This is a genomic window from Spiroplasma turonicum (genome assembly GCF_001262715.1).
Classification (GTDB): Bacteria; Bacillota_I; Bacilli_A; order Mycoplasmatales; family Mycoplasmataceae; genus Spiroplasma_A; species Spiroplasma_A turonicum.
Genome location: NZ_CP012328.1, coordinates 967,135 through 984,844, shown reverse-complemented (window position 1 = coordinate 984,844; position 17,710 = coordinate 967,135). Strand labels below are relative to the sequence as shown.

Annotated in this window: 15 protein-coding genes and 1 other RNA gene; 11 read left to right on the top strand and 5 right to left on the bottom strand. The window is 23.2% G+C overall.

The genetic code is table 4. The features are described 5' to 3' along the window. Positions 1–59: 59 nt before the first annotated feature. From STURON_RS04355 to recA, 5 genes are all read left to right on the top strand, one after another. A complete protein-coding gene (locus STURON_RS04355; protein WP_075048654.1) occupies positions 60–398 on the top strand; it encodes a DivIVA domain-containing protein in 339 nt (112 codons plus the stop codon). An 11-nt stretch (positions 399–409) separates the two neighbouring features. Next, positions 410–946, top strand: a complete 537-nt coding sequence (locus tag STURON_RS04350) for a hypothetical protein (RefSeq protein WP_075048653.1) — start codon at positions 410–412, stop codon at positions 944–946. Between the two features lie 180 nt (positions 947–1,126). After that, positions 1,127–1,473, top strand: an RNA gene (gene rnpB, locus STURON_RS04345) — RNase P RNA component class B. Between the two features lie 34 nt (positions 1,474–1,507). Continuing rightward, a complete protein-coding gene (locus tag STURON_RS04340; protein WP_075048652.1) occupies positions 1,508–1,975 on the top strand; it encodes a CinA family protein in 468 nt (155 codons plus the stop codon). Positions 1,976–2,015: 40 nt separating this feature from the next. Beyond that, entirely contained in the window at positions 2,016–3,050 is a 1,035-nt protein-coding gene (gene recA / locus STURON_RS04335) for a recombinase RecA (protein ID WP_082236196.1), read from the top strand. 820 nt (positions 3,051–3,870) lie between these two features. On the opposite strand, the gene STURON_RS05670 is transcribed toward recA, so the two are convergent. The 4 genes from STURON_RS05670 to STURON_RS04315 form a co-directional block, all read right to left on the bottom strand. Next, positions 3,871–5,472, bottom strand: coding sequence for an ATP-binding cassette domain-containing protein (locus tag STURON_RS05670; RefSeq protein WP_082236195.1), 1,602 nt, complete (start codon positions 5,470–5,472; stop codon positions 3,871–3,873). 177 nt (positions 5,473–5,649) lie between these two features. After that, on the bottom strand, positions 5,650–6,486 hold the full coding sequence (locus tag STURON_RS04325) for a hypothetical protein (RefSeq protein ID WP_075048651.1): 837 nt from the start codon (positions 6,484–6,486) through the stop codon (positions 5,650–5,652). Positions 6,487–6,561: 75 nt separating this feature from the next. After that, positions 6,562–6,783, bottom strand: coding sequence for a hypothetical protein (locus tag STURON_RS05810; RefSeq protein WP_075048650.1), 222 nt, complete (start codon positions 6,781–6,783; stop codon positions 6,562–6,564). Then, a complete protein-coding gene (locus STURON_RS04315) occupies positions 6,767–7,669 on the bottom strand; it encodes a ThiF family adenylyltransferase (protein WP_075048649.1) in 903 nt (300 codons plus the stop codon). The genes STURON_RS05810 and STURON_RS04315 overlap by 17 nt, the downstream gene beginning before the upstream one ends. A gap of 1,526 nt (positions 7,670–9,195) precedes the next feature. Here STURON_RS04315 and rny point away from each other — a divergent pair. From rny to STURON_RS04300, 3 genes are read left to right on the top strand one after another with little or no spacing between them, the layout of a single operon-like run. Further along, positions 9,196–10,737 (top strand): ribonuclease Y, encoded by a 1,542-nt coding sequence (gene rny, locus STURON_RS04310; RefSeq protein ID WP_075048648.1) that lies wholly within the window; start codon positions 9,196–9,198, stop codon positions 10,735–10,737. A 39-nt stretch (positions 10,738–10,776) separates the two neighbouring features. Continuing rightward, positions 10,777–12,129, top strand: a complete 1,353-nt coding sequence (gene ffh / locus STURON_RS04305) for a signal recognition particle protein (protein WP_075048647.1) — start codon at positions 10,777–10,779, stop codon at positions 12,127–12,129. A gap of 60 nt (positions 12,130–12,189) precedes the next feature. Further along, positions 12,190–12,912, top strand: coding sequence for an SDR family oxidoreductase (locus tag STURON_RS04300; RefSeq protein ID WP_075048646.1), 723 nt, complete (start codon positions 12,190–12,192; stop codon positions 12,910–12,912). A 20-nt stretch (positions 12,913–12,932) separates the two neighbouring features. Here STURON_RS04300 and STURON_RS04295 read toward each other — a convergent pair whose 3' ends face one another. Continuing rightward, positions 12,933–13,838, bottom strand: a complete 906-nt coding sequence (locus STURON_RS04295; protein WP_075048645.1) for a hypothetical protein — start codon at positions 13,836–13,838, stop codon at positions 12,933–12,935. A gap of 86 nt (positions 13,839–13,924) precedes the next feature. Between STURON_RS04295 and STURON_RS04290 the strand changes: the two genes are divergently transcribed. From STURON_RS04290 to STURON_RS04275, 3 genes are read left to right on the top strand one after another with little or no spacing between them, the layout of a single operon-like run. Then, positions 13,925–14,389, top strand: a complete 465-nt coding sequence (locus STURON_RS04290) for a 23S rRNA (pseudouridine(1915)-N(3))-methyltransferase RlmH (protein ID WP_075048644.1) — start codon at positions 13,925–13,927, stop codon at positions 14,387–14,389. Between the two features lie 8 nt (positions 14,390–14,397). After that, positions 14,398–15,357, top strand: coding sequence for a ribosome biogenesis GTPase YlqF (gene ylqF / locus STURON_RS04285; RefSeq protein ID WP_075048643.1), 960 nt, complete (start codon positions 14,398–14,400; stop codon positions 15,355–15,357). Beyond that, on the top strand, positions 15,351–17,654 hold the full coding sequence (locus STURON_RS04275; RefSeq protein WP_082236194.1) for a ribonuclease HII: 2,304 nt from the start codon (positions 15,351–15,353) through the stop codon (positions 17,652–17,654). The genes ylqF and STURON_RS04275 overlap by 7 nt, the downstream gene beginning before the upstream one ends. Positions 17,655–17,710: the final 56 nt, after the last annotated feature.

Below are 17,710 nucleotides of genomic sequence, written 5' to 3'. Positions count from 1 at the left end.
AAAATATTCATTTATTATACTTAAAGTTGATATAATATAAAAAAATAAAGGGCAAATATATGAAAAAAACTAAAGGGTATTTAAAACTTTCAAAAAAAGATATTTATGAAAAAGATTTTGAAGTTGAATATAAAGGTTATAAAGTTGAAGAAGTTGATTCTTTTTTAGATATAATTTATGAAGATTATAAATATATTGAAAGTTGTGAACAAGAATATATTAAAACAATACAAGATCTTGAAAATAAAATAAAAAGTTTAAAAAGAGATCTAGAAGATAAAATATCTTTATTAGAAAAATCAAACTCGGATTTAGAAAACTTAACTCGTGCTGGTGTGAATAATTCTGCAATTATTAAAAGAATCTCAAAACTAGAAAAAGAAAATTATAATAAGTAATTTAAGGTTTTATGGATAGGTTAGCAAAGTCTTTTACAAATGCTGGTTCTTATTTTACACTTGCATCAACTATACCATTATTTTGTTTATCAGTTATAATGATGAGTATTAAATCAATTGTTATAAGTAGTTTAATGCAAATTAAATTTATTGGAGAGTGATTATCTTCTCTTGTCGAAGAAACATTAACTGCAATAAAGAATTTTGGTATTGGTCTATTTTTGGTTTTAATTATAATTGTTTGTGTTTTAGTAACTATTATAACTTTAATTAATTTTAAAGGTTCTATTAAACAAAGAATTGGTTATTTTATAGGTATTGTTATCGGGGGAATAATGATATTTACTTCCTCTATACCTTTTATTTATTCTAAATCAAATACAGAAGATGGGATTTGGATTTTAATTACAGGGTTTTTATTTACTTTTTGTGGAATTGGAGGTACATTTTTAGCCTTAGGATCAATTTTGGGTATTATTTTTGCAAAAACAGAAAAAACACTTGAAGGTACAAAAACATTAAAAGATAAATTTAGTATTTCTACATAACAATATTCATATATTAAACATAATTTATTTATTTTAAAATATTTTAGCTTTTATACTGGTCTATTTAGTTTCCTTTTTGCTGATAATAATTTTTAATATAATGTTTTTTTAAAACTTTATAAATAATAGTACAAATATTTGTAGTTATAATAATTAATGTTATTATAATAAATGAGAATAATTTTGAATCAACTGCTGTATTTGAAAGATAATATAGAGGAAACTCCACGCTTGCACACTCTGAGATGGGTGTAGTGATTGTGCTAGAGAAAAAAATAACTCTAGATACCATATTTATGGTAATGACATAAACAAGTCTAAGGGATGAACTATCCTATGATTAGTTTTATAAAGTGCCACAGGGACGATTAGCTAGAAATAGTGAAATGGAACGGGTAAACTCCACAAGCAAGAAACTCAAATTTTGGTAGAGGAATTAAAAACTGAGAAATGAATTAGTTTTTAAATCACATTAGTGATAGATAGATAGTTGATGCATTTATTGTTACAGAACGTGGGTTATTATAAATTATTCTCACTATATTTTTTAAGGATGTTTTTATGAAAAAACTAATAAAGTTTTTAAGAGAAAATAATTTAACAGTTTCTTCTTGTGAATCATTTACTGGTGGTCTGTTTGCAAACCTTTTTACAAACTATAAGAATTCTAGTGTTTTGTTTAAAGGAGCATTTTGCTGCTATAGTGATGATTTCAAAGTAGATGTACTAAATATTGATAAAAATATAATTAAAAAATATAGTGCTGTTTCAGTTGAAACAATTGAGGATATGTTAAAAAATACCCAAAAACTATTAAATACTGATATTGTTTTTGCATTTACTGGTTATGCGCCACCATCAAATGTAGATAATGATTTAAAAGGTTTATCTTATATCGGTTATAGGTATAAAGATAAAAATTTTATTCTAAAATTTGTAAATAAAAGCAAAATAAGTAGAAAAAAATATAAAATATTAGCAATAAATAAAATAATTAATGAATTTTTAAACAATTTAAAAAATAATTAATTATTTTTATTTTCTAGTCGATTATATAACTGGAGGTTATATGATAAAAGAAATACTAGAAAAGAACGAAGAAGAGGTAGTTCTAAATATGTCAAAAAATGTATATGATGATCCAGCTTTTAAAAATGTTTTAAAGGAAATTGAAAAAACATTTGGTAAAGGTTCAATTATGAAACTTGGTGACAGCATAAGTCTTGAACATGAATCAATACCAACAGGTAGTTTTTTATTAGATAAAGCAGTTGGAATAGGTGGGTTACCAAAAGGTAGAATTATAGAAATATTTGGACCTGAATCAAGTGGTAAAACTACATTATCACTTCATGTTATAGCTGAATCACAAAAATTAAATGGAAGAGCTGCATTTATTGACGCAGAACATGCTCTTGATCCAAAGTATGCTAAAAATATTGGAGTTGACATAAATAATTTAATTGTAGCTCAACCCGATACTGGTGAACAAGCATTAGACATACTTGAAATGTTGGTAAGATCAAATACAATAGATGTAGTAGTTGTTGATTCTGTTGCTGCTTTAGTTCCAAAAGCTGAATTGGAAGGCGAAATGTCTGATCAACAAATAGGGTTGCAAGCAAGACTTATGTCCAAAGCATTAAGAAAGTTAAATGGAATTATTTCAAAAACTAATACAATAGTAATATTTATAAATCAATTACGTGAAAAAGTCGGTGTAATATTTGGTAATCCAGAAATAACTACTGGAGGACGTGCATTAAGATTTTATTCTTCTGTAAGAATTGAAGTAAGAAAAGGTGAAACAATTTCTACAAATGGAGAGGCAAGTGCTAACAAAATAAAAGTAAAGGTTGTTAAAAATAAAGTTGCTCCACCATTTAAAACTTGTCAAATAGTTATAAATTATAACAAAGGAATTGACAGAGAGCTAGAAATAATTGAAATGTCAACATTATATAATATTTTAACTAAGTCAGGAGTTTGATATTCTTATAATGATGAAAAAATCGGCCAAGGAAAAGAATCTGTACGTGAGTGATTTATTAAAAACCCAGATAAGTATGAAGAAATCTCAAAAAAACTAAATGAAGCAATGTAAAATAATATTCTTGGCTAAAAGAAATATTAAAATGGATTAAGACATCCTACTAAATACTATAAAACTGCTATAAAAGCAGTTTTTATTTATTTGATTAAGAATACAGATTGATTAAGTATCTAAAAATTTGTAATCAAAGATTTATAAGTTTTTTAACTTATATATTTGTGTTTTATATAAATAATAAATGTTTTAAAATTTAAAAATTAAAAAAATTAAATTAGTTAGACTATAAATTTTTTATGTTACTCTTTAAAAAAAACTAAGTCTATTTTAGAATAATAATTTTTTAAATAAAATCTAAATTAAAATTCTTATCAAGTATAAGTATGAAATATTATTAACTAAATATTTTAAAATTCATTATATACATATTAATATTAGATAATATGTATAGGAGTGGATTTGATAAAACTACTTTAGATAATTATTAAAGATAAAAAAATGAAAACATCAATGAAATATAAAATTAAATAATAATCTAGACTATATTAAATAATATATAAAAATGAATTAAATACAATTCTTAAGAAATAATAATTTATAATGCAACATTGAATAAAAATATTGACTTAATTTTTAAATAAATTAGGAGTCAAAAAATTATTATAGTTTTATGGAAAGTAAACTAATTAAAATAGTCAGAAAATGAAAGTTTAAAAACATTATAATAAATAATTCTAAACATTAATTTAATAATAAAGTACAATGAGCATAAATTATAAGAGTATTATTACATAATAAATTAATTATAATTATAACTAATTTACAGCAAGTTTAGAAAATAGTCTACTTAGTTTACTTGTTTTAATTTTGTAATTTATAAATCTATTATCTTATTAAATTTTTTTAAAATATCATTATTAACTTTATGAGAAATCATTATTATTGTTTTATTTTGATCATTAAGAAAGAGATCGAAAATAATATTAGCAGTTTTTTCATCTAGTGATGAAGTTATTTCATCTAAATAAAATCAACTTTTATTTGATAATAATGATCTTATAATCGATATTCTTTGTCTTTCACCACCAGAAAAATTAGAAAAATTATCTTCAACCATAGAATCAAGACCATTTGGTAATTTTGCAATTAAATCTTTCATATTTAATAGGTTAAAATAATTTAAAACTTCTTGTCTATTTTCATAATTATCATCAATAACTAAATTGCTATAAAGTGTACCTTTATTCAAAATACTATCTTGATTCACATATGATGCAAAGTTTCTAATTTCTTTTTCTACCATTTTTTTATTATTAATATAAACTTCTCCTGAGTTTTTTGTAACTGGATTAAATAATAATTTTAATAAGGTTGTTTTACCAATTCCACTTTTTCCACGAATCAATATTTTATCACCCTTATTTATTTCTAAATTAAAATTACTAACTGTAAATTTATTATTATTTATAAACTTAAAATTTAAATTTTCATATTTTATTTTTTTTAAGTCATCATTTAAATCAATTTTATTATTTATTAAGTCATCAACAATTGTTTCATTTATTAATTTATAGTCATTTTTTAGTACTTTTTTAAAAGATAAGATTTTCATAAATGCTCTAATACTATTATTTCCAAAAAATACATATGTTGCACTAATTGTAGTTAAAGTTGTAATAATTCCAATACTATTAATGAATCCTTTCAAATAAAAATAACTAAATACTATTATTAAAATAACTTGTCCCAAAAAAAGAATTAATTGATTTAAAAAAGAGCTTAAAGACATAATATTTTTCATTCTTTTATTTTTTTTCTCAAGTTTTATAGAGTTACTTTTTATATCTTTTATTAGCTTATTTGATAAATTCATAGTTCAATAAGTTCAATATGAATTAAATATATCTTTTGAAGATTGTAAAAATTTATCATTTTCTTCATTAGTTTTATTAACCGCTTTTTGACTCATTTTTGACATTGAAAAAGGAATTATTGTAACAATTATAGACAGAATTAAAATTGGCATTAAAGCAATTCAACTAATATATATTATTAAAATAAAACTCACAATAATTGCTAGTAAACATTTTGTAATTTCAAAAATGCTTTGGAAATAATTATTTTCTATCTGACTAATTTTATTTGAATTCAAATTTATAAATTCACCTGAATCTAAATTTAGCTGATAGACGTCACTAAACGTATTTTTCGCAATAATCTCTCTAAGGTATGTATTTAAAGAAGTTAAAGCTGAATTAAGAACTAATTCTCCAATATATTCAAGTAATAAATGCATTATAATAAAGAAACATGAAAGTCCTGATCAAAATAAAAAACTATTAAAATCATTTTCAATTGCTTTATCAATAATGAATGAAAAAGAATATGACATTGCCAAATAACATACATTACCTAATAAAGTTAAAAATGTGTATGACAAGTATTGTAATCAATTTAATTTATTAAAATATTTCATTATAAACTCCTATTTCTTTTGTTTTATAATAAAAAACACTTTAAATTTTTTATTATAAAACATTTAAAGTGTTATAGAGCAGCTAAAACTAATGATTTAAGTTTCAACAATTACCCATTTGTTCTAAAGCTTCTGGGATAATTTCTGCATCTTCCAAAATTTCTAAAATATCATTCATTATTTCACCTCCTTTTTTAAAAACTTTTGTGATAGCATTAATATATTATTATTACTAAATTTACAATTAAGATTTAAATCACTATTAGTTAGATAATTAAATATAACGTAAGATAATTTTGTATAGTCGCTAAAAGTATCGATTCCCATCCATTCTAAAACTCTATTGTCATAATATCCATAATCATTCATTTTAACTAAAAGTTTTTTTCATTTTTTATTAAAATTTATATATTTTAATAATTCAAATATAAGATCTACATTATTTTTAGAGTATTTATAACATTTTAGTAAAACTTTTTTTATAAAAAAATAATCTTGGCTAATTGAAGAATAGTTTTTAGCTAGCAAATTGCAATAAACATTATTGTAATTTAGTTTAAGTATTTCTTTTTTTGTGTATTTTGATTCTATATATTTTAAAGCCTCTTTTTTGTTATGTTTTTTTAACTTGTAGAATGCAATCAAGTTAACCTTTTCAAACTTACTTTTTGAATCAATAATAATTTTTTTCAAGTATTTTAAAGCAATTGAATGATCATTTCTAACAAAATAACTAAAAGCGTTTAAATTTAATAGCCTTTTTTCGTATGAGTTTTTAACCAATTTAAATGCTTTTTCTCAAAGATTTATTTTATATTTAATTTTATAAAACTTTAACGAATGTATAATATGAATTATATAATATACATTATTTCAATCAACTTTAAATTCGTTATAAAATCCTCTACAGCAAGAAACTTTAATGTTATATCAATTGGCATTTCTTTTTTGATATATTTTATCTTTTTTTATAACTTGAATATTTATTCCTAAAAGTTCGCTTAATACTTTCAAAATTTTTTTAGAAAATTTATCAATATTGTTTTCATTGTATAAGATAATAATAATGTTTATTTCTTTATATTTTTCTTATAACTGACAAAAAAACAAAATTATAGAGGTCATATATCTAAAAATTATTGAGTTAGTAGCTGAAGATAAATTTTTATTTGGAATGTTTATGAAAGGATTTTTAGATCATTTTTTATCCAATATATATCTTGCATATTTTTTTTTCTTTAATTGTTTGAAACCTCTAAAACATTCAAGAATTTTTCCTGTTTTTATAAATAATTTATAAGTTTTTTTCATATTTTTTAATTATTATTGTTTTTTTGTCTATGAAACCTTTTTCTTTATAATAAATAGGTTTTTTATTATCAAAAAAATTTTCTAATTGTTTAGTAATTATAAATATGGAAGGTAATAATTCATGAAATTCAATTTTATTTTCAATTTTTATTAATAATTCTTCTTTTCCGGAATCAATATTTCATTCAGATTTATCATTAGGATAATAAAACTCAGGTAAAGCAGTAATGTTTCCTATATAACCTTTAGATAAAATATAAGGTTTAGAAAAAATTTCAGATACTTGCTTAATAATATTTGCATTCGTTTTTCAATCAGGTTCATCTGCACAAAGTATAGATATATCTGGTGCATGATTTTTAAAAATTTTGCATAATTCATTTACAGAATTAATTTTAGTTTTTATTTTTATGATTTTAGAGTCATTTGAACATAATTCTTCAAGAATATCTACTTTAAATTTGCCAATATTTTTTATTGTAAAAATTTGCATTTGTAAATTTTTTTTCTCAATTATATCATCGTCAATTAATATTATTTTTTTTATGTAATTTGATTTACTTATAGATAAATACAACAGACTACCCATTGCACCACAACCTATTATTAAAATAGTTTTATTTTTTATACATTTCTTATTATTATATATTTTTAAAATATTTAATTCCAGTAAACGATATATTATTTTTTCTGCTTCATTAACTGATTTTATTTTAAAACTATTTATAAAATCTAACATTGATTTTTCTGATTTAAAAAATAATAATACTTCTATCATTTTTTTGTCAAATTTTAATTTTGTCTCTTTAAAAAATTCAAAATCATCTATAATTATTTTCCCTTTACCTCTGTAGATTTGAATATTATTATTTATTATATATTTCATTGATATCACCTAAATATATTTTACATAACTGATTTGTTAGAGTCCACTTTTTTAATGATAAATTTTAAAACTATGTCAATAATGTAATTGATAGTATAATATTCCTTTTTTTTGTTATTAAAATACTTATTACAATATTTTCTTGGTTGCTTACATTGGGTACTTTAGTTTTTTTGTGTAATATGAGTTTTAATATCTTAAAATATTATAATTTAACCTATCGTGATTAAGTTTCATCTAACTAAATAAATCATGTCATAATCATTTATATAGCTTGCTCTTTTTTGGTTTTGTGGCAATTAAATTTGTTTTTGATTTTAAATATTTTGGATCTAAACCATTAATTACTATTAATTTTAAATACCATAACTTATTCTTAAACCATTGTTTAATATATTTTAGCTTATATAAAAATTAAATTATGACTTTCTGTTAAATCATATACATTTAGTATTATTTTTATATTAAATATTCGGATTAGATATGATAAATAAGCATTCAACTCTTTAATATTTTAAATTTACCAATGTAATTCTTTGTTGTTATATTATTTGAATTGTGACTGAATTTCATTCCATTAAAACATTTTCCCGATATATTAAAAATGTTTTTGTTGTATTTTTTAAATAATGTTAAATAAATTTCAGTTGAGTATTAGAACCCATATTATCTTAAAATTCTTTTTAGTTTAAAGATAAAAACATTTCTATTTTTAGTAAAATTTTTTAAAGTTACTCATAATTAACAAGATTACCTTAATATATTTGTGATAAATATTTGTGGTATATTCTTGCTAAAATCTCATCTGAATATTTGGTCGACATGAAAGTGTAATAAAATGTAATAATGGCATTACAGCACTTAATTAATTCTCGTTTCAAAGTTTTATCATAAATAAATTCTTTTCTCTTTTTGGTGTTGTCGCTTGTCTTAGAACTAAATTTCTCTTTTCTAATTGATAACTTTTTTAAACACTTAAACAAAGATTTATTTTAATTTTTTAGTTTTTTCGTTGACTAACTTATTTAGTTTTACATTTGCGTTTCAAAAACCATAATAATTTCTATTACCTTTGAAAAAAACTTACTTTTTTGTAGACTTAATGGAGTTAATGATATTTAACCAGTATTTTTATGAATAAAAGTTTTTAGTTCAATCGCTTTATATTTTTAATTTTCTATAAGTGTATGTCTCAGAACATACTAAATTTTTTGATATTTCCTAACTTTTTTTTGTAACCAATTTCTTATCATATTTAATAAATTTTTAATTATAATTTTTTAAATAGCTTTTTTCATACTTATCTACAAGATTATTATAATCTTGTGAAATAATAAATTACTATTCATAACATAATTAACTAATTTATTTTCTAGAAATTTTGAGTAAGTTTTCAATTTATTATAAATAGCGTTCCCCTTATTATTTCTTATAAACATATATTTCATATATTAGTAAAATAATGTAAAATTATAATGTTGTAATTATTAATTACAATATCCACGCTTTATAGGATTGGAGATACAATGCCTGAAGCAAACATAATTAGTAGAGAAGAAACATATATTATGGTAATTATAATATTGATGTTAATTCTAATTGCATTAGTAATTAGTATAACAGTACTATTAAATTCTCGTCGCCGTAAATATGTAATACAAAAAGCAAAAGACGAAGCTAAAGATATAAAATTAAAAATTATAGCAGAAGCAAAACATGAAGCATCACAACTAAAGTTTGAAGCAAAAAACAAACTTCATTTAAGAGAAAATGAATTGCTGTTTAAAGAGCAACAAATTGAAACCCAACATAATGAAATTTTATTAAAACTAGAAGACTTAAATAGTAATAAACAGTTTATTTTAGAAGAGAAAATTAATATTAATAATATTAGAAATGAATTACTATTAAAAGAAAAAAAACTAGTTTCATTACTTGAAAAAGTAAGTGGTTTTACAAAAGAAGATGCTAAAAATGAACTATTAAATTTTGTTGAAGAAAATTATTTTTTAGAATTGTCAGAAAAAATAAAAGAAAAACAAGAAATGATTAGATTCAAATCTAAAGAAGTTGCAACTAAAATACTTGTTGATGCAATGCAAAAATGTAATATAGAAGTTACATCAGACAAAAATACAACAATCTTTGAATTAGAAGATGATAGTTGAAAAGGTAAAATAATTGGTAAAGAAGGAAGAAATATAAAAACATTTCAATTGTATTGTGGTGTAGATATTATAGTTGATGAAACACCTAATAGAATTGTAATTTCATCTTTTAACCCTATTAGAAGAGAAATCGCCTATATGTCACTAAAACAACTTATAAAAATTGGTAGAATACAGCCAGCATCAATTGAAGAACAAATAATTATTCAATCAGAAAAACTTGAAAAGAACTTTGATGAAACTGGTTTTAAAGTTGTAGAGGATTTAAATCTTATTAATAAATTTCCAAATGAAATAATAAAATTACTTGGTAAATTAAAGTATAGACAAAGTTATGGTCAAAATGTATTGCAACATTCAATTGAAGTTGCTAGAATTTCAAAAGAGATAGCAAGCAAATTAGACTTAAATAAGGAGACTGCACTTATAGCTGGATTACTTCATGATATTGGTAAAGCTGTGGATTTTGAAGAAGAAGGAAGCCATGTTAGTTTAGGTGTAGAAATTTTAAAAAAATATAATATGAATAATATTATAATTAATGCACTTCACTCTCATCATGATGATGTTGAAAAAGAATCAGTATATGCAGAAATTGTAGCAATTGCTGATGGTATAAGCGCAGCGAGACCAGGGGCAAGAAATAATGATGCAAAAGATTATTTTATCAGAATGGATGAATTAGAAAAAGTATGCTTATCTGAACAAGGTGTTTCAAAAGCATATGTTCTTCAATCAGGTAGACAAATAAGGGTAATAGTTAATCCTAATTTAGTTGATGATTATCATTTAAAAAAATTAATTATTAATTTAAAAGATAAGATTAATAAAATTAATAAAACTCCTGGTGAAATAACCTTAACTATTATAAGAGAGAAAAGAGAGTCATTAAAAATCTAGTAAAATATGTATGTTATAATTTTAAAGTAGGAGAATAATATGGGATTTGGAGATTTTTTAGCCAATAGAATGAAAAAGTCGATTGAAAAAAATTTAAAAAAATCGACTCTTAATGAAGAAAATATTAAAGATGTACTTCGTGAAATAAGATTAGCATTTCTTGAAGCTGACGTAAATGTTGATGTAGTTAAAACTTTAATTAAAAACATTGAAGAAAAAGCAGTAGGTCAATATATAGAACAAGGTGTTAGAGCTGACCAACAAATGGTTAAACTTGTTCATGATGAACTTGTTGAAATACTTGGAAAAGTAAATAAACCAATTGAAATCAATAAAAAACCTTCAGTAATTATGATGGTTGGATTACAAGGTGCTGGTAAAACAACAACAGCTGGGAAGTTGTCTAACTTAATATCAAAAAAACATAAAAAAAGAACATTATTAGTTGCTTTAGATATATATAGACCAGGTGCTATTGATCAACTTGTTGAGTTAGGAGAAAAAAATGGTCTTGAAGTTTTTGAAAAAGGTAAACAAGACCCTGTTAAAACTGCAAAACAAGCATTAGATTATGCTGATAAAAATGATTTTGATGTTATTATATTAGATACTGCTGGTAGACTACAAATTGATAAACAATTAATGAAAGAATTAAATAATATAAGAAAAGAGGTTTCACCTACTGAAATTATATTAACTGTTGATGGTATGACAGGACAAGATATAATTAATGTTACCCAAGAGTTTGATAAACTATTAAAATTATCTGGTGTTATAGTTACTAAATTAGATGGTGATGCTAGAGGTGGTGCTACTCTTTCAATTAGTCACATAACAAAGTTACCTATTAAATTTATAGGTGAAGGTGAAGGTATTTCTGCATTGGCAGAATTTCACCCTAAAAGGATGGCAGACAGAATCCTTGGTATGGGTGATGTAGAAACATTATTCGAAAAAGCAGCTGATGTTGTTGATCAAAGAACCATGGAAAAAACCATGAAAAGAATGTTTGCTGGTCAATTTGATTTAGAAGATTTAAGAAACCAATTAGAGCAAGTTGCAAAAATGGGTAATATTGGCGGAATAATGAAAATGATGCCTGGTATGAATGGCAAAGTATCAGAACAACAAGTTAATCAAGCACAAGAGAGATTAATTGTTGCAAAAATACTTATGAATTCAATGACCTTAAAAGAAAGACGTGAACCAAGAGTATTAAAAGCTATAACCAGAAAGCAAAGAATTTTAAAAGGTTCTGGTCGTAGTGAAAAGGAATATAATGATTTACTTAATCAGTTTGATAAAGGTAAAAAACAAGTATTAGAAATGGCTAAACAATTAAAATCAGGAAAAATGCCTAATTTTGGTGGTGGATTTAATAAATTTAGATAAAGACAATCAAGTCTTTATTTTTTTAAAAAAAAAATTAAAATATATTTAATGGAGGTTATTATGGATAAATTAATTGTTATAACAGGCGCATCAAGTGGTATAGGAAAAGAACTAGCAATTCAGTTAAATAAAAAAGGATATAAGCTTTTACTTTTGGCTAGGAGAGTAAACTTAATTGAAGACCTAGGTTTAGATAATTGTATGTGTAAAAGTGTTGATGTAAAAAACCTTAAAGATTTTAAAAATGCAATAATAGAAGCAGAATCATTTTTCAATTTAAAAGTTGATTTATTAGTTAATAATGCTGGTATAATGCCACTTGATAAAATATACAACCTTGATATTGAAACCCAACACGAAATGATTGATATAAATATTAAAGGTGTTTTAAATGGCATGAATTGTGTTATTAATGACATGAAAAATAGAAAAACTGGTACTATAATAAATATTAGTTCAGTCGCAGGTAGATGGACAAGTGAAAATAGAGCAATCTACAATGGAACAAAATTTGCAGTTCATGCAATTAGTGAACAGTCACGCCGTGAATTAGCTCAATTTAATGTAAGAGTACTTACAATTGCACCAGCTATTGTAGATACTAATTTATTATCTACAACTAAAAACAAAGAAGTTCTTGAAAATTATATTGAAATTAAAAAGAAATATAATAATGGTTTAACATCAGAACATGTAGCAAAAATTATAATTTATGCATATGAATTACCACAAGAGGTTTCTTTAAAAGAAATCGTATTAAGTTCAACTAGTCAACCAATATAAAAAAAATAATCATTAAATGATTATTTTTTTGTTTCTAATTTTTGCACTTCTTTTTCTTTTTGAGCAATAGCTTCTAATCTTCTGTTGGCATCTTCTATGGCTTTTCTTGTCATTTCCATTTCAACTCTTCTTTTTTCTTTTTCAATTACTTTTTTTCATATTCCTGTTTTCATTGAATCAGACATTAATAAAATTACAATTATTGAAATATTGAAAACTTCATCTATAACTTTAGATACAAATTTTTTATCTTTTGTAGTCATTGAATCAGACTTGATAGTTTCTAATGCATAAACGTCTTTATAATAAATTTCTGAAAATGTTTGACCAAATCTTTGGTTTACAATTGTTTTACCTTCATAAACAAATGCTAATAAGTTTTTAAATAGAATCAATTTTTGTTCTAATTCATGAGGTGCACAAGCTCTAAACTGACCTATGATATTATTAAGTCTATCATCTTGAAATTGATCTACTAAATCTTCAATTAAAACCCTTGTTTCTTGACTTACTAATTTAAAAATTGGTTTTTGATTTGCTGTTTCAGTTTCAATAAATCTATAATTCATAGCATTTATGTATTTTCTAATTCTTAAAGGTAAGATATACATATCATATGCAATATATTCTGAATATCTTCATTTTCTATCAATAATTTGAAGTAAAATGTTATAAACCATTTCTAAAACTGTAAGATTTAATGTTCTATCATTTAATTTAAATTCTAACTTATTTAACCTCATTATTTGAAAATATTCATAACCATAGTATTCCATTGACAACATATTAAAATATGTTTGAATTGTGGTATTATTCATAATAGCTGAATAAGAAAATTGAATATCTGGAACTAAAGCGTCAATAATATTTTCAAATTGTGGTCTATAGTCAAGAATTGATTGAAAGTGTTTTTTCTCTGCTGCCATCTCTTCTGTCTCCCAAAATCTTTTAAATATTTTACCATATTATTCATTTGTTTTTATATAGTTTTAGATAATAAATAAGGAGAAACATGCCAATAAAATTGATATATTTTAACAAAACTAGTAAAGAATATGAAATAATTAATGATTTTTATTTAAAAAAAATAAAATTATTTGACCAAATTGATTTAATTGAAATTAAAGAATTAGATTTTGGAAATATAAAAGATAATATGAATAAAAATGAATATAATATTAGTGAACGTATATCTAAATTAAAAGACTACGATATATATTTGCTAGATATATCATCAAAACAAGTTGATTCACTAAACTTTGCTGAAATTATAAGAAATAATTTTTCATTAAAAAGTGGGAAATTATGTTTCATAATCGGACCAAGTGATGGTTTTAGTGATAATTTTAAGAAAAACTACAAAAATAAGATTAGTTTTGGTAAAATTACACTTGCTCATCAATTGATTAGAGTTGTTTTATTAGAACAAATTTATAGAGCATTTAAAATAATTAATAATCAAAAATATCATAAATAGAGGTATGTATGAATAAAGAAAAAGCAAGTTTTAATTGATTCCCTGGTCATATGAATAAAACAATTAAAGACATTGAAGCTACTTTACCAATAATTGATCTAGTTATCGAAATTGTAGATGTAAGGGCACCGTATTCTTCACAAAATCCACTGTTAAAAAAATTATTAGCTAAAAAAACTAAATTATTAGTTTTTACAAAATGTGATATAGCCGACAAGGGAGTCACAAATTTATGAAATGATTATTATAAACAAACAAATACTCCTACTTATTTTATTAAGAATAAAAACTCTGACATAGTCAAAGATATAATAAAAAAAATTAATGAAATAACAATTGAAACTCAATTAAAACAAAAAAATAAAGGAATTGAAAACCCTCAATTAAATGTTATGGTAGTTGGAATTCCAAATGTTGGAAAATCAACTTTTATAACCAAATTAGCTAAAGGCAAAACTGCAAAAGTCGGAAATAAACCAGGTTTAACTAGAGGGCTTCAAAGATTCAATCTAACTAATAACATTAACATTATTGATACCCCAGGTTTATTGCCTTCAAAGTTTGAAAATGAAACTGTGGCTTGTAATTGTGTTGCAATAAACTCTGTTAAATTAGATCTTGTTCCTAAGGAAAGATTTGCAACTAAAATTATGAGGTATATTTATAATAGTTATCCTTCATTAATTGAAAATAAATATAACATTAAAAATATTGCTTTAAGACCAATAAATTATGATGATACATATAAAATCTTTGAACAAATAGCTATAAAAAATAATTACCTTATTGTAGACGATATATATGACATTGACAGAGCAATTATTTGATTTATTAATGATGTAATTGGTTGTAAACTAGGAGAACTATCTTTTGAAAAACCAATAGAAGTCGTTGAAATAAATTCTTTAACACTGGATGACATAGATATTGATAAAACTACTGAAAGTGACTTAACTGTTGAATGATAAATAACTCTAGATTTTTATTTGATAAAAATATAAAAGAAATAAATAATGTAGAATTAATATCTGGAAGTGATGAGGTAGGGCGTGGCGCAATGGCTGGTCCAATTGTTGTGGCATCAGTCATATTAAAACCTAATTATTTTAATCCATTAATAAAAGATTCAAAATTATTAAATGAAAAACAAAGAGAATCTTTATATGAAGAAATTATAAATAATTGTATAACTTTTGCAATATGTGAGTATAATGAAAAGGTTGTAGATGAATTAAATCCTAAAAAAACTAGTCAATTAGGAATGGTTGATTCAATTAAAAAACTTAGAGTTAAACCTGAATTATGTCTAATTGATGGTGAAGATATTTATATTGAAAATTATAAATTTTTAAAAATAATTAAAGGAGATAATTTAAGTTTATCTATTGCATGTGCAAGTATAATTGCAAAAGTTTATAGAGATAGAATTATGAATATGTATCATACTTCATTTCCAAATTATAATTTTATAAAAAATAAAGGTTATTGTACAAAAAAACATATTGAAGCATTACAAAGTTATGGGATTTTAGATATTCATAGATTATCTTATAAACCTGTGTATCTTGTTAAGGAGAAACTAATGAATTTTAATAAACAAAATGAACTATATAAAGAATGAATGAACTCAAAAACAATTTCTGAAGAATTAAAAAATCAATTAATTAATTATAATAATGAACAATTAAAAGTAGCTTTTGAAAATAAATTAGAATTTGGAACTGCTGGAGTTAGAGGTATATTAGGTGCAGGACCAGGACATTTTAATGAATACACAATAAAAGAAGTTACAATCGGTTATGCAAGATATTTATTAAAAAAATATCCTCAGGATTTATCAAGAGGAGTAGTAATTGGTCATGATAATAGAAAGTTTTCAAAAGAGTTCGCAAAATTAGTTGCTGAAATTTTAACTAGTTTTTCAATTAAAGCATACTTATTTGAAAATAATGAAATGAAACCAACTCCTGTTGTATCTTTTGCAACAAGAAAATTAAATGCAATAGGTGGTATTGTAATTACTGCTAGCCATAATCCAGCTGAGTATAATGGATATAAAATATATGATGAAAACGGATGTCAGTTAATTGATTCTGATACTTTGATTATTTCAAAATACATTAGTGACATTGAAAATATTTTAGATTGAAATTATAAAGTTGATTTAGAACTTATATATACAGTTGATAAATCTATTTTAAATGAATACTGTCTAATGATTAACAATTTACAATTTTATAAAGAACAAGATAGAAATAATTTTAAAATAATTTACTCTGCTGTAAACGGAACTGGTTCTGAATTTAGTCCAAAATTATTAAGAGAAAATGGTTATGAGGTTATCGAAGTAGAAGAACACTCATTTGAAGACTCTACTTTTAAAAATGTTGGAAACCCAAATCCTGAATTTGAACCAGCATGAAAATATCCTTATAAGTATGCAGAAAAAAATAAAGATGCAAGTTTAATAATTATTCAAGATCCTGATGCTGATAGAATTGGTATAGCTGTAAATCATAATGGTAATTGAGTTAGAATAGATGGAAATCAAACAGGTCCCATTTTAATTGAATGAAAATTAAGTCAAATGAAATTAAGTAATACAATGCCTAAAAACCCTGCATTATATTCTAGTTTTGTAACAAGTGATTTAGGAGATAGAATTGCCAGTGAAGGTTATGATGTTAAAATCGTTAAAACATTAACAGGATTTAAATGAATGGGTTCTGAAATTTTAAAAGAAAAAGAAAGAGATTTAAACTTTGTTTTTGCTTATGAAGAAAGCTATGGTTATGTAATTGATTCTTCAACAAGAGATAAGGATGGTATTCAAGCTGCGATGATGTTAACTGAGGCAGCATGATATTACAAAAACAAATATAATAAAACTTTAATTGACGTATTAAATGATCTATATGAAAAATATGGTTATTATTACACACATACAATAAACCTAAATTTTAGTATTACAGAAATTAAATCAAAAGTAGAACCTCTGATGAAAAAACTGAGATATGACAATATTGAAAAAATAGGGGATCTTGATGTTATGTTTGTTGAAGATTATTTAAATGGTCTTTATAATATGCCAGGACAAAACTTATTGAAATTTTACTTTACAGATAAAAGTTGATTTGCTGTAAGACCAAGTGGTACTGAACCAAAAATTAAACTATATTTTGTATGTGTAGATTCTTCATTAGACAATGCTAAAAATAAATGTGAAAACTTAATACAAAACTTAAAAACAATTCTTTCTATTTAAATTTAGTTGTACTGAAAAACTTGGTATTCCAAGTTTTTTTAATATTTTTGAATTAT